This is a genomic window from Lysinibacillus agricola (assembly GCF_016638705.1).
GTDB lineage: Bacteria > Bacillota > Bacilli > Bacillales_A > Planococcaceae > Lysinibacillus > Lysinibacillus agricola.
Genome location: NZ_CP067341.1, coordinates 2987018 through 3011100, shown reverse-complemented (window position 1 = coordinate 3011100; position 24083 = coordinate 2987018). Strand labels below are relative to the sequence as shown.

Below are 24083 nucleotides of genomic sequence, written 5' to 3'. Positions count from 1 at the left end.
GGAGTAATAAATGATACCGCTTTCTTAAGTGATTATTTGATGTTTTAAAGATCAAGAAGGGAGAGAGTTGATATGAAAACAATTGCTTTGGCTGGAACATTTGATTCAAAAGGAAAAGAATATTTATATGTAAAAGAGTTGATAGAATCGTTAGGTTTCAATACTTTCACGATTCATACAGGTGTTTTTAACCCAACGTTTGAGCCTGACGTATCAAATGCTGAAGTAGCGGCTGCAGCTGAAGAGAATATACAGGAAATTGCTGCAAAAAGAGATCGCGCAAATGCAACAGCAGTTCTTGCAAAAGGGATGGAATTGCTTTTGCCGAAACTGTATGAAGAAGGTAAATTTGACGGTGTACTTTCCTTTGGAGGTACTGGAGGATCATCTATCGTAACAACTGGTATGAGAGCATTACCAATAGGTGTTCCTAAAGTGATGGTTTCAACTGTCGCTTCTGGTAATACGGAGCCATATGTAGGAACTAGTGACATTATTATGATTCCTTCAGTAGTAGATGTTGCTGGATTAAATGTAATTTCGACAAAAATATTTACGAATGCAGTATTTGCGATAGCAGGTATGCTTAACTTTGAAAATAAAACGATCGTGAAAAAAAAGCCTCTTATTGCTGCAACGATGTTTGGGCTGACAACACCTTGTATCAATCAGGCTAAAGATTTCTTAGAAGCTAAAGGATATGAGGTATTAATTTTCCATGCAACAGGTGTTGGTGGTCGTACAATGGAGAATTTAATAGCTAACGGATTTATAGATGGTGTCCTTGACATTACGACCACAGAATGGGCTGATGAATTAATTGGGGGTGTATTGAAAGCTGGCCCGCATCGTTTAGAAGCAGCTTCAAAAAAACAGATTCCTCAAGTTGTGTCGGTGGGTGCAATAGACATGGTTAACTTTGGTCCATTTGATTCTGTCCCTAATAAATTTAAAGGACGAAAATTTTATAAGCATAATCCAACAGTTACTTTAATGCGCACATCCGTTGAAGAGAACAAACAAATAGGTGAAGTAATTGCAGAAAAATTATCTTTAGCTAATGGCTACACGGCGTTATTTTTACCGCTAAAAGGGCTATCAGGTCTTGATGTTGAAGGGCAGCCTTTCTACGGTTTAGAGGAAGACAGAATGTTATTTGATACATTAAGAGAAAATGTTGACCAAAGTAAAGTAGAAATGATAGAAATCAATACGGATATAAATAGTGAAGAGTTTGCATTAGCTGCAGCGGAAAAATTAATTGAATTAATAGAAAATAAAGAGAGGGAAAATGATAATGTTACAGAGACAAGAAATATTGAATCGTTTTAAAGAAGAAATCAATAAAGGAAATATTCTTGTAGGCGTTGGCGCTGGTACAGGAATTACAGCTAAAAGTAGTGAAGCTGGTGGAGCCGACATGTTGATTGTTTATAATTCAGGTCGTTATAGAATGGCTGGTCGTGGCTCACTAGCTGGTTTATTATCTTATGGTGATGCTAATCAAATAGTTGTTGAAATGGGTAATGAGGTATTACCCGTTGTAAAAGATACTCCAGTTCTAGCTGGTGTTAATGGAACAGATCCTTTTAAAGTGATGGAAGTTTTCTTAAAGCAGCTGAAAGATCAAGGGTTTAGTGGCGTCCAAAACTTTCCTACAGTTGGTTTAATTGACGGTGTTTTTCGTCAAAATCTAGAGGAAACAGGAATGGGCTATGATTTAGAAGTAGATATGATAAGAAAAGCACATGAATTAGATATGTTAACTACTCCATATGTCTTCGATGAAGAGCAAGCAAAGAAAATGGCTGAAGCGGGTGCAGATATTTTAGTGGCTCACATGGGTAACTAAACTGTTACGACAAATTTAGACAAACTATACAAATCTGTATAGAAGCATAGATTTATAACAGAATACCCTTCGTATCAAGCGATTGGTGCGAACTCCACGTTAATTGCTTTTAACTCCTAAAGCCTTGTGACCAAAGCGGAGCTGGAAACGGCAGACGTAACGGTGCGAAAGCAAAAAAAACAACAAGGATGGCATAAGCTGAAAAAAATTACTCAGTGTCCGTAAAGGGTCGTCGTGACAACGGAAAACGGTAGCGCTAAGTGCTTTGGCAATGGATGTTTAGCAGCGAACTCCTAAATCTCTAATGAGACAAGGAAGACGTTCAACGACTATCTCCTTGAGGGAGAGTAAAACCGCAAGCGAATGGCGGAAGAAAAATGTGGCTCTTATTAGAAGATAAGATGAAGATATAGTCTGCGCTTATGTGAAAGCATAAGAGGTCTACTCGTGAGAGAAAGACTGCATGAAGGGTTGCGCCTTCGTGTGAACAAGAAAAATATATACAAATATAAAAATGTTAACAACGATACTGCGGAATTTAAGCCTTTGAGAGTCATACTAAATGGCAGTAGCTTCGGCGAAATCAGACTCGGAGAATAAGGAAGACACAAAAACGAAAGTCGGAAGATAAAAGTTGTGTCACAGTAGAGATGTTTACATTTTTTAAGAAATGTATATGTTTTTCGTATCGGATTAACAACAAAAGGTACTATTGGTGCACAAACTGCCTTAACTTTAGACGACTGTGTCGATCGAATCCAAAAAATTGTTAATGCTGGTAAGTCTATAAATCCTGATATATTAGCAATTTGCCATGGAGGTCCAATTGCAGAGCCGGGAGATGCTGCTTATATTATTGATAGAGTAGATGGGATTGTTGGATTCTTTGGTGCATCTAGTATTGAAAGATTTGCTGCAGAAAAAGGAATTAAGGAACAAACTGAAGCTTTCAAAGGTATAAACAATAGTAATTAGCTTTCATATAGAGACGTTTTCTTTTGTCGACAGTCTGAGTCACTCATAAATAAAATGAGTGACTTTTTTTCCTTTAATAAATTCTAAAATTCTAAATAAAAGAATTGATATTGAAGTGTTTCGTTACACAAATCAGGCTTAAAAAACCAGGTGGAAGAAATTATAATAGAACGTTTAAAAAGTCACTCATTTGAAAAATAATGAGTGACTTTTAATAAATTCTATTTTAAAATGGCATCTTGAATCAAAGCAGAGAATTCCTTAATTTTATTGAACAATATGAGTATGATTAATCGAAAGATATTGTGCAGTACGCGATGAAGATTTTAATGGAAGCTCAAAATGAAATGGTACAATTCGAAACGTGGACTTTGGTACTTATCGAGTCCAAAAGTGGGCCAACAACACCTGTAATTTATTACAACCCTGATAGCGATATATTTGAACGTAAATTAAACAGCAAATGCGCTTATTGGTCTGAGAAATTGCAATTGAAATGGAAAAGAATTAAACAGAGAAGGGCTGTATTACGAGGACAACATTCCAAGTTCCACAGAACAATACAAAAGATGAAATTTTGAATATATTGTATAATAAGGTAGTATCAGTAAAGGTGGTTAGTTCGTTTTTAAGACATGTGGAGGTGTTGAAAATTGAAGACTTTGCATTTTGGTGTTGCAATAATTCTTTTTGGGTTAACTATAGAAATAGCATTCAATTCAAATGGACTTGGATATTCACAGGGCACTATTTTAGGTTTAATTGTATCTGTTATAGGTATGATTATTTCAATTATTGGTTTTTTTAGAAATGAACATATTAAAGGGTAAATATATATGTTATGAAGTACTAACAAATCATAAACGTTTATGGGCTGGTGGTTTTTATTACTTGTGATAGGAGTATGGATTATAGCAATAATCTCTTTATTTAAATGAGATTATGAAATTTTGAGAAGTGAAAATTAAAAAGCTGCAGCGTTTGTGAACTGCTCCCTGTCAACAGGACAATGGAAACAATAAAAATGTATGAAGCGGCTTGAGCCCTGAAGATTTTGTATTGTTGCACCTGCTCAATGCTTTTGTATCTTTTGTTTAAAATAACGGTACCCCAGAAAGTACCCCAATTAAAAGAGTTTATATGAGTTTATATGGTGTAAAGGAATATATTGAATAAATTTGAACTTTAATTAAGTATCACTATTAATGGAGTCATTATTTTTCATCTCACAAAAATCAGTAGAGCAAAAACCCCACTAAATCAATATTTTTACGCTATAATGAATGACGAGGTGAAGAAAATGTTTGTAAGTGAGAAACAAATAGAAATTCGATATGCTGAGACCGACCAAATGGGTGTGGTGTATCATGCGAACTATATTATTTGGATGGAGATTGGACGCTCCCAGCTAGTAAATGATGCAGGCTTTGAGTATGCGGAATTAGAAAAAGAGGGTTATGTATCGCCAGTGATGGATTTATCCATTTCTTATAAGGCGGCTATGCATTATGGCCAAGTGGCGACGGTACGTACATGGGTGGAAAAGCACGATCGTCTACGTACAACATATGGCTATGAAATTTTACATGAAGATGGCACGATTGCGGCAACTGCTCAGTCAGTACATATTCTAGCGCACAAAGATACGTTACGTCCGGTATCCCTAAGTAAAATTGATCCAGCATGGGATGCGAAATATAAAGAAATCGCATGTGAAACGAAATAGGAGAAGTATATATGGAAATTTTATTAGCTTTAGGGGCAATTATGGCTTGTCTTGGTGTAGTGCTAGGTGCTTTTGGGGCTCATGCACTAAAAGATAAATTTGCGTCACCACACTATGCGGCTATTTGGGAAACTGCGGTGCAATATCATATGTATCATTCACTAGGTATACTGGGACTTGGTATTTTATCGAGTGATGCCCTTTTAGGAGCATCTAGTATGCTTTCCTGGGCAGGTTATTTAATGTTGGCAGGTATTGTGTTTTTCTCCGGTAGTTTATATGTATTAGCCGTTACAGGTGTTAAAAAGCTTGGAGCGATTACACCAATCGGCGGTCTGTTATTTATTGTTGCCTGGATACTTGTTGCTATTTCTGCATTTTCTTAAGAAACGATATGATCCACTAAAAAAAATATAGTACTAAATACAAGAGAGGTAGTTCCTATGGAGCTATCTCTTTTTTATAGAGAAGTTAAAAAAAATGAAACAAATTGTCCTTTTTATGCGTACTACATAATGATTAGATTATTTTAAGTGATAAAATAAGACTTAAGTATATAGTTGAAGGTGGGAATAAATATGGGTTTATTAAAAGCAGGAGTCGGCGCTTTAGCGGGCGTTCTAGAAGATCAATGGCGTGAATATTTCTATTGTGAGTCACTCACAGCGGATGTTCTTGTAGAAAAGGGTGTTAAACGTACTTCTAAACGAGGATCAAATAAAGGCAATGACAATATTATTAGTAATGGCTCCATTATTGCTATAAATGAAGGTCAATGTATGATGATTGTCGAGCAAGGGAAAGTGGTCGAGTTCTCAGCGGAGTCTGGTGAGTATGTTTACGATACATCAACAGAGCCTTCGATTATGTATGGCAATGATTTGTCCGAAGGCATTACGGAAACATTCAAGCAGATCGGTAAACGCTTCACTTTTGGGGGAGAGCTTGCAAAAGATCAGCGTGTGTACTATTTTAATAAAAAAGAAATTGTAGGCAATAAATATGGGACACCAGCACCGATTCCATTCCGTGTAATCGACCGTAATATCGGCCTAGATATTGATATTGCCATACGTTGTCATGGCGAATATTCATATAAAATTGTCGATCCATTATTATTTTATACAAATGTTTGTGGAAACATAGAGCGCGAGTTTACACGAGATGCAATCGATAGCCAATTAAAAACGGAGTTGATGACTGCGTTACAGCCAGCTTTCGCACAGATTTCAGCAAGTGGGGTACGCTATAGCGAAATTCCTGCACATACAGTTGCACTGGCGGATGCCCTTAATAAAGTGTTATCAGAGAAGTGGCTTGCAACTCGTGGCTTAGCGGTTGTATCCTTTGGCATTAGTTCTTTAAAAGCATCTGAAGAAGATGAAGCAATGATTAAACAATTGCAACGAAATGCTGTTATGCGTGATCCAGGTATGGCTGCGGCTAATTTAACAGGCGCTCAGGCGGAAGCAATGATTGCAGCTGCAAACAATGATGGTGGAGCAATGGCAGGATTTATGGGAATGAACATGGCAACACAAGCAGGCGGTGTTAATGCAGGACAGCTTTACCAAATGAATGAGCAAAATAAACAGACGGCTCAGCAAGGACAAACAGCGGCGACTTCAAGTACATGGAAATGTGCTTGTGGTAATGAAAACACTGGTAAATTCTGCTCAAACTGTGGCATAGCAAAACCTGCCGAAGAGGGCTGGACATGTACATGTGGTACTGTCAACAAAGGTAAATTCTGTAGCGAATGTGGTGCTAAAAAACCTTCAGAAGCATTACAATATGTTTGCGATAAATGTGGTTGGGAGCCAGAAAATCCTGCGACCCCACCAAAATTCTGTCCAGAGTGTGGCGATGTGTTTGATGAAAATGACGTTAAGTAAGGAGATGACTAGTGATGACAACGCAAGATGCTGAAAATGTCAAACAAGTAAAGCTTGATTTCGACGCTGAGTGTCCATCATGTAGTGCATCCATTGAGTTTAACCCAGCAACTGGAAAGCTATCATGTCCTTATTGTGGCTATGAGACTGAAATTGCAACCCCAGAAGAGCAAGAAGAAAAAATTGCCCAGGAAATGGATTTTGCAAAGGCTGAAGAACGTGGGAATTTTAATTGGGGTGTTGAGAAAAAAACAGTTATTTGTAAAGCCTGTGCGGCAGAAACGATTTATGATGCGTTACAGGTAGCCGATAGCTGTCCATACTGTGGCTATAATCAGGTTATGGAAGCAAGTGCTGAAAACACACTAGCACCAAACGGGGTATGTGCATTTGAAATAACAGATAAGCAAGCGGGCGATAATTTCCAACGATGGATTAAGGGAAGATGGTTTACGCCGAAAGCAGCAAAAAATAGTGCAAAGCCTGATTCGTTTAAAGGGGTTTATCTTCCTTATTGGACTTTTGACACTAAAACAAGCTCAAGGTATTCCGCAAAATACGGTAGACATCGCACAGTTACAGATAAAGATGGAAATACCCGAACTGAAACAGATTGGTATTCCACAAGTGGTTTTTACCAGGAATTTATTGACGATTATTTAATAAGTGCGACAACACGTTATGATCGGAATATGATGCGGAAAATAGAGCCATTTAATTTACTCAATAATAAAGCCTATAAGCCAGAATATGTAACTGGTTTTTTATCAGAACGTTATAGTATTGGTTTGCAGGACGGGTGGAGCCAAGCAAAGAGAGAAATTCATGATCATCTAAGTGCGCAGATTACTTCAAAAGTCCGTTGGGAAAAGAATGCAGATGTTGTATCCAATTTACGTTTCTCTACAACACATGATGATATTACATACAAGTATCTTATGTTACCAATCTGGCTTTCTTCATTCCGCTACAAAGAGAAAATTTACCAATTTATGGTAAATGGACAAACGGGTCAAGTAGGTGGGGATGCTCCAATTTCACCGCTTCGTGTAACAATTGCTGTAGTCTTATCATTAATTGCAATCGCAATTATTTGGTATTTCTTTATGTCAGAATAGTCATGAGCAGTATTCCTGTTGGATATAATCTCTCCTTAGGAATACTGCTTTTTTTTACTATAAGTAGTAGGGGAAGCGCCAACATAAAAATAAAATCATCTAAAGTAATGGTGAACGACTGAATAATTGAAGGAAATGGGATGAAAATCTCTAGTTATCACGGCAGTCGCTTTAAATAGTTGCATAAGTTATAGTGATAAAGGAATTCTGACGAAGTTTTTTTACACAGCAATACATGAAAAATTCAGCGAATACATGTTTTAGTGTGATGCATATAAAATAAGTGGGCCTAAGCAACCTATTATACGAAAAAGTCGTTATTAGTGATGAATTGTCAGAAAAATGCGGATAGGTATAGCCATGTGTTTTAATGTATTAGTGTGTTATCAGATAAAAATAACTTCGCTTTGCATCAAATAAAGGTAATTCTAGTGTCAGGGGTGTGCAGAGAACCTGTAAAGGATTTATTGTGGTCTGATTAGTTTTAGCAACTATTAGGTGGAAGTTTGTTAAATTTTAAAACAGATTTTTTCCATAAAATTACGCCATGTGAAGTTGCCAATTTACTTTAAACAAATTATTATACAGTCAGAGAGCTTTTTTCATGTAATGAGCTGTGAATGTAATGTTATTCTTGAATAACATCATGTATGGAGGTTTCTACAATGGACGCAATTGAAGTGTTAACAAATTTAGATCAATTACATGGGTATTTTCAACCTATATTTAGCGCGGATGCGCATACGGTGATTGCCTACGAAATTTCCGGACAGTTACAAATTGAGGGTCAACAAATTAATTTAAAAGATTTTGTGAATAATGAAGATATTCCAGAAGAATATCGTATTGACATGGAACATAAAATTCTACATGCTGCATTAGAAAAAATAGAAGAAATCGCACCAGATATTGATATTTATATTCCGAGTAATCCGAACTTGCTGATGCAGGATTTTGGAGAAAGTCACTTTAATATTATTCAACAATATATCAGTGAAGAAGATTTACATCGTATTGTATTAGTAGTTTCTGAGCATCGTTTTCTAGGAGACATTCATAAGTTGCATCATGCGCTACGTTATTTTACGACTTTCGGTATGAAAATTGCCGTTCAAGAAGTGGGAGCGGAGAGTCATTTAGAGCACATTGCACTATTATCCCCACAAATTTTAAAGGTCAATATTAAAGATTTAAATTATGATTCTTGGTCTGCACAGTCAGATATGATATCAGCAATAGGTAGCCTTGCTTATAAAATTGGCGCAAACCTCTTATTTGAAGGAATCGAAACTGTTTATCAATTACAGTTTGCCTGGAAAAATGGAGGCCGCTTCTATCAAGGACGGTACTTGGCAAATCCTGCAATGACATTTGTAGAAAAGGATATTTTAAAAGAGCGTTTTAAGGAGGAGTGCCAGCAATTTATTACCTCTGAAAAGAAAATGCTAGAGGTGCAATATTTTGAGCTGAAAAAATTGCGAGAAGAGCTAGAAGCAATTGTCCATCGTGTTAAACCTTCTAGTGACAACATCACACATTTAGAGCATTTGGCACAGCTATTGGATAGTTATTCTTTCCGATTATATATTTGTAATGAAGATGGCTTCCAACTATCCCCAAACGTGATGCGAATAGATGGTCAGTGGGAGTTGCAGCCAAGAGCCATCAATAAAAACTGGAGTTGGCGTCCATACTTCTTACAAACAATCATTAAAATGCGTAACGATCAAAGCGGGGAAATTTCAGAGCTTTATCGAGATATTGAAACAGGGGAAATTACAAGGACATTTTCGATTGCTATTAACGAGCATGAGTATTTGTTCGTCGATCTTTCCTATGATTATCTTTATGAACACAATATATTTAGATAGTTTTACAAACGCTTATATATCAAGGTTTTAGGGGTACAAAAACACTTTGTACCCCAAATTTGGATAAAAAATAGATTCACTTGAGTTTTATTAAGGATGAAAGAATTTTAGTAGCTTTTAATTCTTCATCATCAAGTGAATGTGCATATGCTTTCATCACCATTTCAGGTGTATCTCCAATTGTTTTTGCCACTGTTGTAATAGCAGCGCCTTCTGCAATTAAAATACTCAAAAAAGTGTGTCTCAATATATGGGCAGAAAACCATTCGATTTGATGCTCATTTTTTATAGCATTGAACATTTGCACAATGTAACTACTACTTATTGGTTCAAGGTTCGCAGTAATACATACATAATCACCATCTTCTAATTGGCTACCATATACTTTCTTTGATTCCACACACCAAGATTTAAAACCTTCTAATTGCTCTGCTAGTTCAGCACTCATATGGATAGTGCGAATGCTATTACGAGTTTTGGGATTCCATATTCATCGCGTGTTTTAGTTATAGCAATTATTTTGCTTTCGAAATCTATATCTTTCCAAGTTAGAGCTGCTAATTCACCCTTACGCATACCAGTAGTTGCTAAAGTTAAGAGAATTGCGTAAGCCAGAATCTATAATTAGACTATATTGGTCACCACACACCAATCCTAATGTTGGTCGTTCTCTATCATCTTGATTTGATAATTAATAAATAGTGTCACTTAATTTATTTAACATGTTATTTCTTCTTTACGATGGGGATTAATCGTTGGGAACGAGTTGCAGATAATCCTAAAAGTTAATGCACACTTTAAGGATTAAACTAAAAAAGAGCGATTAAAACATCGCTCTAAAAAAATTTAAAAATCCCAAATCCATTGGCACAGCCCAAATGTAAAAAATAACTAGAGCCACGCAGACTAGAAGGGATTTATAAATTTTGTTGGGGAGTAGTTTTTCAAAAATTGACGAAAAAACAACGATACATCCGATTTCAACAGCCATTAGTATTATTACTGGCAGTATGATATATAGCACGCTTAATCCACCAGATGCAAAAGCTTTTAGTAAGTCCATTTAGTTACCTCATCTTTTAGTAAGTCCATTCAGTTACCTCATTATGTATTATATGTAAATTATAACATAGAAAAAGCCGCAGCGTCGTCACACGCTACAGCTCAGAATTGGTTATGCTCTTCATTAGGCTGCTTTTCCGTTAATGAAATAAATAACTATTTTAAAAATTCTGAATGTTAGAATAAATGATATTGATTTATAGTACAATTTAACAGACAAACGGTCGCAAGTGTTAAAGAGTTAGTGAAAGGATGTGGTAGTTTGAAGATTAAATATTCGATTATTATCAAACTGTTTAGAAAATTGAAGCTGATAGGATTGGTTTTTATTACTGTCGTCTCACTTACATTGATCGCGGGATTTCTTTATGAATTAATCAGTTATAAAAATGTTAAAAACAAATTCCCACCAGATGGACAGATGGTTGATGTTGGAAATAGAGAAATACATATGAATATCCAAGGAATCAAAACGAATCTACCACCTGTTGTAATTGAAACAGGAACAGGTTCTTGGTCTTATGATTGGTCAAATGTTCAGCAAGAATTATCAAAGCATACCCAAGTAATAACATATGACCGAGCAGGATATGGATGGAGTGACCCTTCTCCCAATGGATTTTCTGTCGACACTACGATTGAAGATTTAAGTAAAATTCTCGAATCTTCTAAAATTGACACACCTGTAATATTAGTTGGTCATTCTGTTGGCGGGATTTATTCTCGTCTCTTTGCAGACAGATACCCAGAAAAGGTATCTGGATTAGTTCTTGTTGATTCAAGAAATGAATATTTTTCAGAACAAGCTACAGAATATAATAACAAGTTTTTCGAGACACAAGACCAAACTATGAATCGTATCTTATCTCAAATTGGAATAGTACGACTAATAGGAAAAAATATGTTTTCAGATTCTATACCTGATTACATTTCCGCAGAAAAATATATAAATGTCCATTGGGACGCTCCGTTTTTTAAAGTATTAGGTGAAGAAATTAAGGAAATAAAAGTCTCTGAAAAATTACTGAAAGACACTCAATCTTTAGGTGATAAGCCTTTAACGATTGTCACACCAATTGATGTAGAATTAATGGCCGTAGAATTAGGGTTCTCAGAACAAGAGGCGAGTGACCTTAACAAGAAATGGAAGGATTCTCAAAAACGATTGACCAATTTATCCACTAATAGTAAATTCGTTTTAGTTCCAAATAGTAGTCACTCCGTAATGTATGACCAACCCGAGGTAATAATAGAATCAATATTGGAAACGGCTGATGAAATCAATTGATAGCTGCTTTTTTGTTACTATTAAAATAATAAAACTACGCTTAATAGGTATTCGCAGATTACTTATTATTAAAAAGTCACTCAAAGTGAAAAATAATGAGTGACTTTTACTTAATTTTCTTTAAATTAAGTGATTACTTAAGGTAAAGATTACATACACTCGCCCGGCATTAGTTACAAAAAGTTTCATTTTAGTGGGGTACAAAACATCATATTTTACTACCCAAAATGTACCTCAATTGATTTACCTTTAATACCATAAATGAAGGTCACTAAAGTAAACTGTCATTTTTAAAAGCTTTTATGTCCACGTTCTTAAAAATTGATAAACCTTTATAATTTATATGCATTTATGAACACAATATATTTAGATAGTCTTACAAACGCTTATATATCAAGGTTTTAGGGGATACAAATATAAAACTGCACCTCCAATTGTTAGATGTGACTAACAATTGGGGTGCAGACTAATTTTGGTCTTTAATTGAATTATTATTTTAAAGGGATTCCAAGTCCTAGGGCAGAAGCGATCGATACAATAGAGCTAATAACACCTAGTAAACTACTTAATTTCTCTAATGGTTTCTTAGCTTTCTCTTTATCACCTTTGTTTATATAAGTTTGAAGTAGTTCGAAATTTGCTTCTGCAATATCTCGTTGTTCATCTGATAGGTGTTGAATTTCCTCGTGAAGCTGTCGTAAAGCATTGATCATATCATCAGATTGGCAAGCTATCCCTTGATTTAGTGTACCATTGTTTTCAATAGTTATATTACCATTGTTTTCTCCAAAAGTTAAACCACCATATTTACTAGATTCACCCATATAACCATCTCCTAAAAAAATAGTTACTTGCCCAATTTTTGAAACTTTATCTAATAATTGACTAGAATTTTCTTTTGCTAAAATATCTATAATTTCTCTTAAACTCTCAGGTTTATTTTGTTTACTTAACCCGACATTAGCCCTTTTGTTATTATTTTTGTTTTTTAAAAACTTTGTTTAAAATCCTCACTTAATTCAATTATTGGAATAGCGTTTAAAGGATCAAAACAGTTTTCTGTACCACAATACTTACAAGTAATGGAATCAATATTTCCCAGATCATATTTATTAGCAGTTAATATACTTCTACTGCATTCTTCGCAATGGAACTCTAATTTTATAACAAGCGCTTCCTGTTTTTCTAGTTCAGCTAATTTATCAATAACTACTCCAAGAGGTAAGTTAGTTATTTTTGCAATATAACTATGGTAAAATTTACTAATTTCACTTATAGCAATTGCTTGTAGTGCATTATCTATTTTTTGAGAAATTTCCCATGGCTTTAAATTGCTCACACATTTTACCTCGCAGAATAAATTTGTTAAATCAACTTTTCTCTAATATAATCCAATACATGTTCAGACGCAAATACATTGAATTTAAATGTCTTCGTGGTTATGCCGATTCGAATAGAATATTCTTGTACTACGCCACCAACACTATGTTCAAATAGTATTGATCCTTTTTGTTTGGATAGGTAAGGTTCTAAATAATTGTATAATGGTAACCCCCTTAGTTCTCTAATACTACCTAATCCTATTGTTTCAAGACCACTTAAAAGTAACAAAGTAAAAGGTGTTGTTTCTAAAATACCGGTAATATCCTCGCTATTTAAGTTTTGCTCAAGCACGGACAATTCACCATTAGTATAGTATTCATCAATGGCAGAAAGTATACTCACAATTGATTGACCTTGTGTCTCTTCAAATGTATTTACTAATCCTGCTGGTCTTCCTGTAGCATCAATAAGCTTTCCTTGAAGAACATCAGCTAAAGGCTCAAGAGAACCACCATATTTCTCTAAGAAATCATACTGTTTGAATTCGTATTTTATATCCACTATTTTAGCTAACTCAGCAATAATTTTCTTTGCAACAGTTGAACTTGCTCGTACTTCTAATATTCCCTTAATTTCATCAATATAAACTGTCGTAATTTCATGTTTAATGTATTCTCTACGGTTAGTTAAAAAGTAATCAACATTTACCCCAGTTCTATGAATAAACCTTAAATAATATGCTTGTGAACTTTCGATTCCCGCAGCAGCAATAATTGTAGGTTCAATGGGAACACTTTCGCTGTTTGGTGTAATTACTGTTTCGAAAGGATTAAAGGGCATTTTATCAATAATACTTTGTTTAAGTCCTGTTAAACCATTTTGATTTGTAGTTTGATACCAAGCTAAAGACACTGGTCCAGAAAAAATATTATTGCTTATCTTTTTAAAAACATCATCTTCTATATGTTCAAAAGCATCCCAAACTCTACTTGCTAAATCATTTACATTACCTGTTGATTCTAGAGTCATTTTATGACAAACCTCTTTTAGTAGAGTTTTATTTAGTCTAGTCAAGTCTTGGGGGAAAATTAAAGATTTAATTGTATTCATTTAACACCCTCCAGAATTATATTCTGTATCCGATGAAATTATGCCTTGAAAATTAATAATATAATATTATATGTTTTGCATACCCAAAAAATGACAAAAAAGTGTTGGTTGACATATAAGTAGGGATGGATTAGGAACGTATATGCATCGTATTGAATAAAAATTAGAGAGGAACTCTCCAAAAGATTAAGTGACTTGATCAGGAGATGCCGAAGTTTGAGATACGTCAATCCAGTACTAAAACCAAAAGAACAAATGTGCTACCCACTCGTTTATTCCAACTCAGAATCTATAGTTTCTTTAACAATAAAAAAAGTCACTCATTTTTATGAATGACTTTCCATGTTGTTGATAAACAATTGTGTCAATGAAAATCATTTTATGCCGAGGCATAATTGATTTACTTTAAACGAAGAAAGTTATTAAAGGTTTGTTCCTACAATTAAAAAATCTCTGTTAGTTCTGAATGAAGAAACCTTTGGGCAGTAATGAGAACACCTGAAGCTGTTCTTCCATAAACGCTATATAATCCGCCAGTTTGATTAGGAACAATTTCAACTTCAAATTGAGTAGCATTTCCCACACTTGGAGTTACAGAAGTAGAAGCATTCGCATCTACGCTAAAGGAAGTTGTTGATAATAATTTTCTTGTACCGTTAAGTTTAAAAACTCTGACTGCCCCTGTAAGTAAGCCTCCAGTAAGATTAAGAATTATGACACGGACGCTAGTTGCATTAGCTGGTAGATTTCCTGTATTTTCAATTGGACCAGTAGTTAAAGGCATTAAAAATTCCCTCCTGTAAAATAATAAATTTATAATCTACAGATTACATATTCATAATATGAAGGTTCTATTGAAATGCTTTAGATATATTAATCAATTTGCTATCAATAAAAAATGTGTAAATTGAATAAATGAGCCATTGAGATGGGTAACAGTACATGTTATAGTCGATGCTTCACCTAGTTTTTATGAATTGAATAGGGCAAAAGTGATGTTATTACAATATTCAACGGTCGTTTATTGATAGGAGTTCCTATTCTGGTATAATTAACTGCGAGAGAGGATGATAAATATGAGTAAAAATATCGTTGTTATAACTGGTGCTGGTAGTGGATTAGGTGCAGCACTTGCTAAAAAATATTCGGGTTTAGGCTATTACGTTTGTTTGCTTGGGCGAACGAAATCAAAGCTTGAAAAAACGGCTAAAACTTTAACTCATGGATATTCTATTTATGAGGTTGATGTTTCCTCAAAACAAATGGTTGCTCAAATAATTCAATCTATACAAGGTGAATTTGGATCCATTCAATTACTAATTAATAATGCTGGGGTTGGCTATTTTGATTATGCTGAAAACTTGAGTGAAGATTCAGTTCAACAAATGATTGATATTAATCTAAAAGGCACAATTTTTTGCACACAAGAAGTGCTAAAAGGTATGAAAGAACGTAATGAAGGAACAATCGTAAATATTGTTTCTACAGCTGGTAAAGAAGGGAAAGTAACGGAATCTGTTTATTGTGCGAGTAAATTTGGTGTAAAAGGGTTTACAGAGAGTCTAGCACTAGAATTAAACGATACATCTATTAATGTATGTGCAGTATACATGGGTGGTATGAGAACAGAGTTTTGGGACGGGATATTTTCAGAGGAACAAACCAAGAACCTAATGGACCCTAATGATATCGCGGATATTATCATGGATAATATTAAACCAAGGAAAGCGTTAGCTGTAACTGAGGTTGTTATTAAAAATCATCGATAACACAATGATTTTGAATTTCTAATATGATAGTACGCTAAAAGATAATGACCAGGCACTACAATTTATGTTGAGCCTGGTCATTTGCTAAAATATACAGTTATTCAAAAAAGATCAGCACTCATTTTTATAATGAGTACCTGGTCTTTTTGTGATAATGCAAGATTTCTGTCTGGTTGTCCACTTTAACGAAAAGTGTCTACATAGATTGACTGTAAAAGAATGATACGTTACAAAACTGTCATGTTCTGATGTTTTTAGTCATGCAAAACGATGGTTGCAGTACTAATTGCTTGTTATAGTTAACGATGTTGCTAAGGAATTTATAACTTGATACCCAGCTAAAGGAGAAATGAAATTGAAACCATCGTTAAAAATCTATATGTTTATGATTGCTATGATTGTAGCATTTTATAGTTTAGCGCCAACAATAGTTAAAGCAGACTCAGATGAAAAAATTCAAAAGATTGAACAATTTGTTGAAGAGCAAAGGGCAATTAGTAAAATTCCAGGGATATCGTTAGTAATTGTAGAGAAGGGGAAAACGGTCTATGAAAAAGGTTTTGGATACGCGGATGTTAAGTCAAAAACACCAGTTACTTCTAATACATTATTTGAACTAGGATCCACATCGAAAGCATTTACAGGACTAGCTATTCTACAATTGGAAAGGGAAGGGTTGCTAAAACGCTCTGATGATGTCCAGAAGTATATCCCATGGTTTAAGTTAAAATATAATGGTGAGCCTCAGTCGATTACTATTAGTCAGTTATTGTATCATACAAGTGGCATACCTTATAACTCTATATATGATATCCCAAAAAGTAACGAAAGTAATGCTCTTGAGTTGACTGTAAATAAATTACTTGATCAGCCATTAAATCGACAACCAGGTAGCTCATTTCAGTACGCAACGCTTAATTATGATGTTTTGGGACTCGTTGTTGAAAAGGTAGCAAAACAGCCCTTTGATGTGTATATCAAACATCATATATTAGAGCCAATTTATATGAATGATTCATTTGTTGGTCTGCATCAAGTTAAATCTAATGAGATGGCATCAGGTTATAAAATAGGACTTATGAGAGATCAGCAGTATACACCGCCTATCTATCGTGGAAATGTACCTGCTGGATATATGATAAGTAACACGAATGATATAGCAAAATGGTTAAAGTTACAGTTAGGAAATAGCCAAATTTATTCTATTGATAAAAAAATGATTCAAGAATCGCATATCCCTGATCAATCTGTAGAGCCTTTCGATAAGGATACATACTACGCAAGTGGATGGGGAGTTATGGAGAGAGACAAAAAACAATATATATTCCATGCCGGTGAAAATCCAACATTTACATCTTATTTCGTTATGCAGCCTGATGAACAATTAGGAGTAGCTATATTATCCAATATGAATTCAAGCTATACAACGGACATAGGTCAAGGTGTAATGGATTTATGGGAGGGAAAAAATGTTAATAATATTCATTCCGACAACCTCCAAAAGTTGGATAAAACGGTGACACTTCTATGCGTTTTTGTTGTCGGCCTTGGGATGTTTTTAAGCATCTTATTGCTAACAACTTTGAGAAAAATTGTTAAAGAACAACGAATTAGAGTATCTTTAAATATAAAAAGGACTTTTTTTTCTATTCATACATTCTTTAGTTGTAGCAATAGTTTTAACACTTATAATTATGCTCCCAAAAATTTTATTAGGGGGATCTAATTGGGGATTTATGAAAGTATGGGGTCCAGCTTCAATTTCTGTGTTGTTTTATAGTGCAATAGTGACAAGTGTGATTTTTTATTCATTGGGGTTATTGAATATTTTTACTAAAGAGAAAACGAGTAAAAGTTGATGGAGCAATGATAGTGTAACGAAATAGTAAAAAAGTGATAATTCACTTTTTATTATTAAATAACAAATTAGAAATTTGATTGTTTATGAAAAATATGGTAATGTGAAAGCAACTTTAGGTGAAGGGGGAGAATCCAAATGAAAAAAAGATCAATACGTTTTTTAAGTATGGGTATTGGGTTCTCGACTGCTGTTTTTTTCTAAAATTGAGTTTTTAAGGGACAAGTCTGCCTTTTTTTAGAAAAATAAAACCTAGAGGAGATTAACTATGAATAATAAAATAACACGCAAAAATCCGATCCAAGTACCTAGCCCTGTTGGCAATTACAGCCATTTAACAATAATTCCTAAGGATGCAACAATGTATGCATTATCTGGACAAATTGGCGTTGGGGGTAACGGTGAAATACCATCATCACTAACAGAGCAGGTTAGGAACACATTAAAAAACATCCAATTAATATTAGAGGCAGAGGGACTAAACGCAGACAATGTGGTGAAAGCCAATATTTGGGCAACAGAAGAAATAGATTGGAATGATTTCTATCAACAATGGGAAGCAATGTTTGGAAATCCTTATCCTTCTATGACGATTGCTTATATTAGTGCATTAGGTCTGCCTGACATTAAAATAGAGATTGATATTTGGGCTGCTAAATAAGCTATGTAACCGACAAAATCTATAATGGTTTTGTCGGTTTTTCATACAAAAAAGTCTATCATTTTAAGCTTTAGTTAGTCTCAGAAAGCCATTACTTGTCCACTTGGGTTATTTAATTCTTTTGAATGGTGGAGGGTAATTTATGTAGCTATTACTTATTTAGCGCAGCATTTTTTGGATTTGTCTTATGACTATTGCTATCGTTTAGTTGTTCTTCTAACGCGAATCCTGCTGCAATCGTAGTTATGGCATCACCAAGATAGTAATTGCGCCACCTATCACTGCGAGTTTGGCCGCTGGGTTTTCTAATTTTGGAACTTGATTATTCTGATTTGATTTTTTGTTATCCATCAACTTTTCCTCCATACAGAAAGCATTCCTCGGGAGTCTTGTGCAGTACATAATGGATTTAAGTATGTTGATAAGAAAAAAGGTCACTTTTTCGATGAATAAGTGACCAAAATAAAAATTTAAATGATGGGGGTGCGTTTCTTGCCGAAGGTATGAGCAAGATAGAAGCGAATTGGGTACACTACCATTTTATGAATGGGAAAAACTTTCTGTTAGGTGTTTGTCATTTTCTAAAACAATAAGCTGTATTTTCATTAAGAGCGTTCCTTAGATTTAAGCAATGAAGGTACTGTCCAATAAGTACCCATACGCCACAACCATTCAACTGGTCCAAATTTAAAAAATCTTAGCCAAATCTTACTAAACAGTAATTGAAAAATGTAAATGCCTATGCAAATCCAAAGAGATTGGATGAAACGAATATTGCCAATAAGATGAAAGGCATTGCCTATCATTAAAATCAGCGCTGTTTGCCCTAAATAGTTTGTTAATGCCATGCGGCCATAGTCTTTTAATGGTGAAAGCAAGACCTGGCATAAAGGCAGTTGCAGTAAGAGCATTAGTAGTCCTACATAAAATGCTGAAACAAATGGGCTAAACTGAAGACCTATTAGCGCAAACTTTTCAAAGTTTGTCACATGTTCATTCAATTCACTTTCTGTCATATGATCAAAGTTCACCATTGCCTCTGGTACATAATGCCATTGATACAGCAATCCCCCTATGCTAATAAAGAACATAATAACTGTCATGATTACTAATCTTTTACGATTGTCATGGATCTTTTCAAAAATTCGATACTGCCCAGCAGCTAAACCTAGTAGAATTAGAGGGAACGGCATAACAATTTTGATTCCATAATAAGCTGATACCGCTAATAGTATAAGCCCGATAGTCAAGTTTATTTCTTTCCGAACTTTGTAAAATGGTAACGCTATTAGCCCAAATATTGCATAGATGGTTAATGCTTCTCCGGGTTGGAAATAAAAGTGTACAAGTCCGATTATCAATAAAATAATCATTCTTCTAATAAATAATAGGTAGGCATTTTCATGTTTAGCCATTGCACGGGAAATGAAAATGTAAAAGCCTACACCAAATAAAAATGAAAAGATGGTGAAAAACTTACCTTCCACAAATAGTGTTAGAAATCTATTATACGTAATATCAACAGATGTATTTGGTGGTTCCATCCTCAATAGTCCTGGAATATTGACTAAAATAATTCCTAATAAAGCAAATCCTCTTAAATAATCTAATGTATCAATTCGTTTGTTTAATTCAATTGGTTGCATTTTATTTCCTCCTCACTCACAAAGTATAAGGAAATTGACCACAAAGTAGTAACGATGAATGTTACGCCAATCTTACAAAATCGTCATATAACATTAATCATTTTCGGGATACATAGATAAAATGCCTTTTGCTTGCTGTTGTAAAATATTGATTAACTCTTTTGGTTCTACAATTTGAGCATGCATACCCAGTCGATAGAAGAGGGGGCTAATAAAATTAAGCTCACCTTTGTCTATAATGGAATCAATATAACCTGTACCATCTTCTTTTATGAAGACAAAATCCTCAAGGTTTGGATCACTTTTGCATTGTCGTACACCTTCTCTGGATAATAGAACATGTAAACGAATGGGTTGTTTATTTTCATATGTGCTGCCAAACCACTCCTCCAAATTTAAAAATTCCTCTTTGTTTTCTTCGCTTTCTACGATGGAAAGAATACGATCTACACGAAACAGTAATATTTTTTGTTTTGTAAAATCAAAGGCGGGCATATACCACAACCCATCATGCGCATACACACCGATTGGATGAATATGTTTCGTTGTTGTCCCTGATTTGGATTCATAGTGAATATGTAGATTTTTGTTTTCCAAAGCTGCCTCTAAAACGGCTTTCAATAAAGGGGTTTCAATAGCCCGTTTAGGATTCCAAAACGAGATGTAGGATTGAAGTTTATCCACTTTCCGCTTCGCCTCCTTCTGAAGCGAGCTATAAAGCTTATGAGAAGCGGATTTAATTTCCGTATTAAAAGGTAAATCACGGTAATAATGAAGTGATTGGAAGGCAAAGAAAATCGAAACTGCCTCATCTTCTGTAAATAAAATAGGCGGAAGTAGTCTGCTCGTTAGGACAGTATAGCCACCGTTTCGTCCTTGTTCTGCGTAAATAGGTAAGCCCATATCGCTTAAATCTAAAATATATCGATGAACCGTGCGAATTGATATATTGAATTCATCAGCAATTTCTTGTGCAGTAAATTTCTTTTTTGCACTAACAAATAGAAGGATATCTAATAAACGTTTTGCTTTTGACATTTTATTTTTTCACCTTTTCTTTTAATTATGCCAGTAGTTGTCATGTTTTATGTTTATTATAAATATTGTTCATGAGTTTTTCAAAAGAGAAAAGGAGATGACAATATGTCACGAGAAATTATTTTATTTATTGCGACAAGTTTGGATGGATTTATAGCGAAAGAGAATGATGATTTACAATGGCTAGATGAGGCAGAGGGAGAAGGGGATAATGGCTATTCCGACATGTATCAATCCATCGATACCATTATTATGGGCAAAAGAACGTATGATTACGTCGTAGAGCATATCGAATCTTTTCCATATCCTGATAAGAAATGTTATGTATTCACAACGTCACTAAGTGGTAAAAACGAACATGTTGAGTTTGTGAATGAAGATGTTGTAGCTTTTACGAAAAAATTAAGGGAACAGAAAGGCTCTAAAATTTGGATGGTTGGCGGAGCGGGAATTCTCGATGCCTTTATGAAGGAACAGTTGATCGATGAATTAATCATAACGATTACACCGCACCTATTAGGCTCTGGAATACCATTGTTTAAGGATAATAATCCATATCAAGATCTGGAGTTAGTAACTACACAACGCTATGGGCAAATGGTGCAAATGCATTATAAGGTGAAGAAAGAGGCTAAATGATTATCCTAAAAGGTTGATTTTCACTCCGAGATGGCGCTTTCCGTGCAAGCTCATCCCGTAGGAGTCGCCACTCTCCGTGAAAATCAACAGTTCCTCTTCAGTTATGCTGAAACCAAAATGGCAGAGCCTGCTGATTCTATTACCTTACAACTTTGTGCAAGGAAAAAAAGAGGCTTGATGATCAGCCTCTTTTCTGTTCTTAGTAAAGCGAATGGTAGATTTCACCCATGATACCCTTCATTTGATGCATACCTGTATCAGTATTGGTCATCAGAACAATCCCTTGTTCGAGGTATGGATAGGCTACTAGCATACATTGAAACCCAACACCCCAGCCAAGCGAGGAAAATTCAAGTTTCTCGTCCGTGCCATCTAGAAATACGCCAAGGCCCGTCCATTCCTTGCATCCCTGTTGGCGGAAAAGTTCTTTTGTTTGTTTTGATGTAATGCCGATTTTACTTTGCCCTTTGACAGCATTCATAACATCTAGTAATAATTTTGTTAAATCGCTTGGGGTAGTCCATATACCACAAGCTGCAAGATAAGGGTAAATAGAATATTTCCCTGGTATTAACGCTCCATTTTGATCATGGCCACATGCAAAATTATCTAAATTTGATGTTGAAAGAGAGGTAGAAAATGTACTGCTCGTCATACGCAGTGGCTTAAATATAAAATTGTCTATGAGATGAGAAAAAGGTTTTTGCGTGATATCTTCTAGCAATAATTGAACAAGACAAAAGCCTGCATCAGAATAGTGAAATTCACTTTCAGGTTCATAGGTCACTTCAATGGTAGCAGGGCAATAAGGAGTTGTACCATTCAATATGTCTACCATGGACGGTATTTCGTTGAAAGATTCTAGTTCCATAAAACTGTCTTCAGGGTCCACAATACCAGATTGATGACTTAGTAAGTTGCGTAATGTAACTTTTTTATGCTTAGTCAATTGATTATCAGGTACCTTCCATGAAACTAGTTTTTTATTAACATCTTCATCTAAATCTACTATCCCTTGTGCCACTAATTTCATCACTAAAATACTTGTTAGAAACTTACTGATTGAGCAAGCATTAAAAATGGTGTCCTCATTAATTTTTTTATCGGTACCTGCTTCTAGAACACCAAAATGATCCTCTTTACTTATTTTTCCCTTTTCGAAAGCTACCATGCTTAAACCTGTTATACGGTAATGCTCCATACGTTCACGAAAGTTTATCATCTAGTGAGCTCCTAGTTTTTTCTTCATTATAACAGAATAGGGGAACTTGTGTTTGCGAAATGGGTTTTTTATTTTTGGCTGTTTCTCAAAGATTGCTACTTCTAGTTTGGCTATCTTCTTCAACTAACCCTCACTAATCTGCCTTTTAATGCAATAAGAAAAGCTGCCAACATGACAGCATGCACGCTTTAGTAGAATAAGAATTAAACTATTTAATTGTAACGATAAAAGTTTATTTCATTAACTTAAGTATATTTTTTGAGTGTTTAATCATACCTAGCAATCCAAGCTCTTTTTGTGCGTCTTTTGATAATTTCTTCTCTGCAATTTTTTTGATTTTATCTTCTGCGTTTGAAAAATTACCAGCATTAAATATTGGCTGTGGATCATATTCAATAGTAAGCTGAATTGCTTTGGTTTGATCTTCACCAACTAGTTTATTAGATAAATGTAAAGCCATATCAATACCAGCAGATACCCCTGATGCAGTAATATATTTCCCCTGTTCTATGACTCTTTCTCTTGTTGCAATTGCTCCAAAATTACTAAGCAAATTGATAACTCTCCAATGTGATGTTGCTTTTAATCCATTGAGCAAACCGGCTGAAGCCAATAATAAAGAACCTGTACATACAGAAGTTGTCCATTTTGTAGTTTTATCTACTTCCCTTATCCAATTCAATACGTTACCATTTTTCATTTCCTGCATAAACCCTATAGTTGAACCTGGTATGATTAAAATATCTGCATCTTTTATATCATCGATACTATGTTTCACATTAATGTCTATAAAACCTGAATCAGCTTTTATTTCACCTATCTTCTCTGCGACAAATAATACCTCAGTATCTTCCATATTCTTTAAAACTTCATAAGGCCCAATCGCATCCAGCATAGTTACTCCATTATATAAAAAGATGATTACCTTCATACTTACATTAACCTTCCTCTCATTCTACAAACTAACTCACAAATAACCTATATCCTAGTTCAACTAAACTGTTTCGTAAGTTGAATAGCAACAAACTTT

Annotated in this window: 23 protein-coding genes and 2 pseudogenes; 14 read left to right on the top strand and 11 right to left on the bottom strand. The window is 34.8% G+C overall.

Translation table 11 applies throughout. From position 1 onward, the window contains the following. Window positions 1-72 precede the first annotated feature (72 nt). The 9 genes and pseudogenes from FJQ98_RS14555 (at window position 73) to FJQ98_RS14515 (ending at window position 9437) form a co-directional block, all read left to right on the top strand. The gene (locus FJQ98_RS14555) at window positions 73-1332 is read left to right on the top strand and encodes a Tm-1-like ATP-binding domain-containing protein (protein WP_053592589.1); all 1260 of its coding nucleotides are present in this window, start codon (window positions 73-75) and stop codon (window positions 1330-1332) included. Further along, a pseudogene (locus FJQ98_RS14550) lies at window positions 1292-1846 on the top strand (phosphoenolpyruvate hydrolase family protein); the annotation flags it as partial. The gene FJQ98_RS14555 and the pseudogene FJQ98_RS14550, both read left to right, overlap by 41 nt. A gap of 690 nt (window positions 1847-2536) precedes the next feature. Beyond that, window positions 2537-2827, top strand: a pseudogene (locus tag FJQ98_RS14545) (phosphoenolpyruvate hydrolase family protein); the annotation flags it as partial. A gap of 653 nt (window positions 2828-3480) precedes the next feature. Beyond that, window positions 3481-3657, top strand: a complete 177-nt coding sequence (locus FJQ98_RS14540) for a hypothetical protein (protein WP_158002946.1) — start codon at window positions 3481-3483, stop codon at window positions 3655-3657. A 470-nt stretch (window positions 3658-4127) separates the two neighbouring features. Continuing rightward, window positions 4128-4553: an acyl-CoA thioesterase gene (locus FJQ98_RS14535; RefSeq protein WP_053592587.1), complete on the top strand. Its 426-nt coding sequence runs from the start codon at window positions 4128-4130 to the stop codon at window positions 4551-4553. Between the two features lie 11 nt (window positions 4554-4564). Beyond that, the gene (locus tag FJQ98_RS14530; RefSeq protein WP_053592586.1) at window positions 4565-4939 is read left to right on the top strand and encodes a DUF423 domain-containing protein; all 375 of its coding nucleotides are present in this window, start codon (window positions 4565-4567) and stop codon (window positions 4937-4939) included. A gap of 192 nt (window positions 4940-5131) precedes the next feature. Then, window positions 5132-6448, top strand: a complete 1317-nt coding sequence (locus FJQ98_RS14525; RefSeq protein WP_053592585.1) for an SPFH domain-containing protein — start codon at window positions 5132-5134, stop codon at window positions 6446-6448. 14 nt (window positions 6449-6462) lie between these two features. Next, window positions 6463-7566, top strand: a complete 1104-nt coding sequence (locus FJQ98_RS14520) for a TFIIB-type zinc ribbon-containing protein (RefSeq protein WP_053592584.1) — start codon at window positions 6463-6465, stop codon at window positions 7564-7566. Window positions 7567-8231: 665 nt separating this feature from the next. Next, on the top strand, window positions 8232-9437 hold the full coding sequence (locus FJQ98_RS14515; protein WP_053592583.1) for an EAL-associated domain-containing protein: 1206 nt from the start codon (window positions 8232-8234) through the stop codon (window positions 9435-9437). A 76-nt stretch (window positions 9438-9513) separates the two neighbouring features. Here FJQ98_RS14515 and FJQ98_RS14510 read toward each other — a convergent pair whose 3' ends face one another. From FJQ98_RS14510 to FJQ98_RS14500, 3 genes are all read right to left on the bottom strand, one after another. After that, a complete protein-coding gene (locus tag FJQ98_RS14510) occupies window positions 9514-9900 on the bottom strand; it encodes a tyrosine-type recombinase/integrase (RefSeq protein ID WP_277815916.1) in 387 nt (128 codons plus the stop codon). Further along, window positions 9882-10040, bottom strand: coding sequence for a tyrosine-type recombinase/integrase (locus FJQ98_RS27215; RefSeq protein ID WP_277815915.1), 159 nt, complete (start codon window positions 10038-10040; stop codon window positions 9882-9884). The genes FJQ98_RS14510 and FJQ98_RS27215 overlap by 19 nt, the downstream gene beginning before the upstream one ends. 220 nt (window positions 10041-10260) lie before the next feature. Next, window positions 10261-10500 (bottom strand): hypothetical protein, encoded by a 240-nt coding sequence (locus FJQ98_RS14500; protein ID WP_053592581.1) that lies wholly within the window; start codon window positions 10498-10500, stop codon window positions 10261-10263. Window positions 10501-10761: 261 nt separating this feature from the next. Between FJQ98_RS14500 and FJQ98_RS14495 the strand changes: the two genes are divergently transcribed. Then, on the top strand, window positions 10762-11787 hold the full coding sequence (locus FJQ98_RS14495) for an alpha/beta fold hydrolase (RefSeq protein ID WP_053592580.1): 1026 nt from the start codon (window positions 10762-10764) through the stop codon (window positions 11785-11787). A 491-nt stretch (window positions 11788-12278) separates the two neighbouring features. On the opposite strand, the gene FJQ98_RS14490 is transcribed toward FJQ98_RS14495, so the two are convergent. From FJQ98_RS14490 to FJQ98_RS14475, 4 genes are all read right to left on the bottom strand, one after another. Then, the gene (locus FJQ98_RS14490; RefSeq protein WP_053592579.1) at window positions 12279-12611 is read right to left on the bottom strand and encodes a hypothetical protein; all 333 of its coding nucleotides are present in this window, start codon (window positions 12609-12611) and stop codon (window positions 12279-12281) included. Between the two features lie 164 nt (window positions 12612-12775). Further along, window positions 12776-13126, bottom strand: coding sequence for a hypothetical protein (locus tag FJQ98_RS14485; protein ID WP_201406472.1), 351 nt, complete (start codon window positions 13124-13126; stop codon window positions 12776-12778). Between the two features lie 26 nt (window positions 13127-13152). Beyond that, window positions 13153-14220 (bottom strand): hypothetical protein, encoded by a 1068-nt coding sequence (locus FJQ98_RS14480; RefSeq protein ID WP_053592577.1) that lies wholly within the window; start codon window positions 14218-14220, stop codon window positions 13153-13155. 442 nt (window positions 14221-14662) lie between these two features. After that, a complete protein-coding gene (locus FJQ98_RS14475; protein WP_053592576.1) occupies window positions 14663-15004 on the bottom strand; it encodes a hypothetical protein in 342 nt (113 codons plus the stop codon). A gap of 292 nt (window positions 15005-15296) precedes the next feature. On the opposite strand from FJQ98_RS14475, the gene FJQ98_RS14470 reads away from it, so the two are divergent. The 3 genes from FJQ98_RS14470 (at window position 15297) to FJQ98_RS14460 (ending at window position 18508) form a co-directional block, all read left to right on the top strand. Then, a complete protein-coding gene (locus tag FJQ98_RS14470) occupies window positions 15297-15989 on the top strand; it encodes an SDR family oxidoreductase (protein ID WP_053592575.1) in 693 nt (230 codons plus the stop codon). 355 nt (window positions 15990-16344) lie between these two features. Beyond that, window positions 16345-17715 (top strand): serine hydrolase domain-containing protein, encoded by a 1371-nt coding sequence (locus FJQ98_RS14465; RefSeq protein WP_241774463.1) that lies wholly within the window; start codon window positions 16345-16347, stop codon window positions 17713-17715. 400 nt (window positions 17716-18115) lie between these two features. Further along, complete coding sequence (locus FJQ98_RS14460; protein WP_053592574.1) at window positions 18116-18508, top strand: RidA family protein; 393 nt, start codon at window positions 18116-18118, stop codon at window positions 18506-18508. Window positions 18509-19113: 605 nt separating this feature from the next. Here FJQ98_RS14460 and FJQ98_RS14455 read toward each other — a convergent pair. Then, a complete protein-coding gene (locus FJQ98_RS14455) occupies window positions 19114-20154 on the bottom strand; it encodes a DUF418 domain-containing protein (protein ID WP_053592573.1) in 1041 nt (346 codons plus the stop codon). Between the two features lie 93 nt (window positions 20155-20247). Further along, complete coding sequence (locus FJQ98_RS14450) at window positions 20248-21192, bottom strand: helix-turn-helix transcriptional regulator (protein WP_053592572.1); 945 nt, start codon at window positions 21190-21192, stop codon at window positions 20248-20250. Between the two features lie 105 nt (window positions 21193-21297). Between FJQ98_RS14450 and FJQ98_RS14445 the strand changes: the two genes are divergently transcribed. Beyond that, the gene (locus FJQ98_RS14445; protein WP_053592571.1) at window positions 21298-21831 is read left to right on the top strand and encodes a dihydrofolate reductase family protein; all 534 of its coding nucleotides are present in this window, start codon (window positions 21298-21300) and stop codon (window positions 21829-21831) included. Between the two features lie 199 nt (window positions 21832-22030). Here the strand turns inward: FJQ98_RS14445 and FJQ98_RS14440 are convergent, their stop codons facing one another. Together FJQ98_RS14440 and FJQ98_RS14435 are read right to left on the bottom strand one after the other, a co-directional pair. Next, window positions 22031-23053, bottom strand: a complete 1023-nt coding sequence (locus FJQ98_RS14440) for a serine hydrolase domain-containing protein (RefSeq protein WP_053592570.1) — start codon at window positions 23051-23053, stop codon at window positions 22031-22033. Window positions 23054-23285: 232 nt separating this feature from the next. Continuing rightward, window positions 23286-23984, bottom strand: a complete 699-nt coding sequence (locus FJQ98_RS14435) for a DJ-1/PfpI family protein (protein WP_053592569.1) — start codon at window positions 23982-23984, stop codon at window positions 23286-23288. Window positions 23985-24083: the final 99 nt, after the last annotated feature.

What these genes read in the sequence shown, in the direction of transcription:
- FJQ98_RS14500 (WP_053592581.1), bottom strand. Translation starts at nt 10,500, where the DNA reads ATGGACTTACTAAAAGCTTTTGCATCTGGTGGATTAAGCGTGCTATAT.
- FJQ98_RS14440 (WP_053592570.1), bottom strand. Translation starts at nt 23,053, where the DNA reads ATGATAAACTTTCGTGAACGTATGGAGCATTACCGTATAACAGGTTTA.
- FJQ98_RS14455 (WP_053592573.1), bottom strand. Translation starts at nt 20,154, where the DNA reads ATGCAACCAATTGAATTAAACAAACGAATTGATACATTAGATTATTTA.
- FJQ98_RS14520 (WP_053592584.1), top strand. Translation starts at nt 6,463, where the DNA reads ATGACAACGCAAGATGCTGAAAATGTCAAACAAGTAAAGCTTGATTTC.
- FJQ98_RS14530 (WP_053592586.1), top strand. Translation starts at nt 4,565, where the DNA reads ATGGAAATTTTATTAGCTTTAGGGGCAATTATGGCTTGTCTTGGTGTA.
- FJQ98_RS14450 (WP_053592572.1), bottom strand. Translation starts at nt 21,192, where the DNA reads ATGTCAAAAGCAAAACGTTTATTAGATATCCTTCTATTTGTTAGTGCA.
- FJQ98_RS14435 (WP_053592569.1), bottom strand. Translation starts at nt 23,984, where the DNA reads ATGAAGGTAATCATCTTTTTATATAATGGAGTAACTATGCTGGATGCG.
- FJQ98_RS14445 (WP_053592571.1), top strand. Translation starts at nt 21,298, where the DNA reads ATGTCACGAGAAATTATTTTATTTATTGCGACAAGTTTGGATGGATTT.
- FJQ98_RS14490 (WP_053592579.1), bottom strand. Translation starts at nt 12,611, where the DNA reads ATGGGTGAATCTAGTAAATATGGTGGTTTAACTTTTGGAGAAAACAAT.
- FJQ98_RS14470 (WP_053592575.1), top strand. Translation starts at nt 15,297, where the DNA reads ATGAGTAAAAATATCGTTGTTATAACTGGTGCTGGTAGTGGATTAGGT.
- FJQ98_RS14555 (WP_053592589.1), top strand. Translation starts at nt 73, where the DNA reads ATGAAAACAATTGCTTTGGCTGGAACATTTGATTCAAAAGGAAAAGAA.
- FJQ98_RS14515 (WP_053592583.1), top strand. Translation starts at nt 8,232, where the DNA reads ATGGACGCAATTGAAGTGTTAACAAATTTAGATCAATTACATGGGTAT.
- FJQ98_RS14535 (WP_053592587.1), top strand. Translation starts at nt 4,128, where the DNA reads ATGTTTGTAAGTGAGAAACAAATAGAAATTCGATATGCTGAGACCGAC.
- FJQ98_RS14525 (WP_053592585.1), top strand. Translation starts at nt 5,132, where the DNA reads ATGGGTTTATTAAAAGCAGGAGTCGGCGCTTTAGCGGGCGTTCTAGAA.
- FJQ98_RS14475 (WP_053592576.1), bottom strand. Translation starts at nt 15,004, where the DNA reads ATGCCTTTAACTACTGGTCCAATTGAAAATACAGGAAATCTACCAGCT.
- FJQ98_RS14480 (WP_053592577.1), bottom strand. Translation starts at nt 14,220, where the DNA reads ATGAATACAATTAAATCTTTAATTTTCCCCCAAGACTTGACTAGACTA.
- FJQ98_RS14460 (WP_053592574.1), top strand. Translation starts at nt 18,116, where the DNA reads ATGAATAATAAAATAACACGCAAAAATCCGATCCAAGTACCTAGCCCT.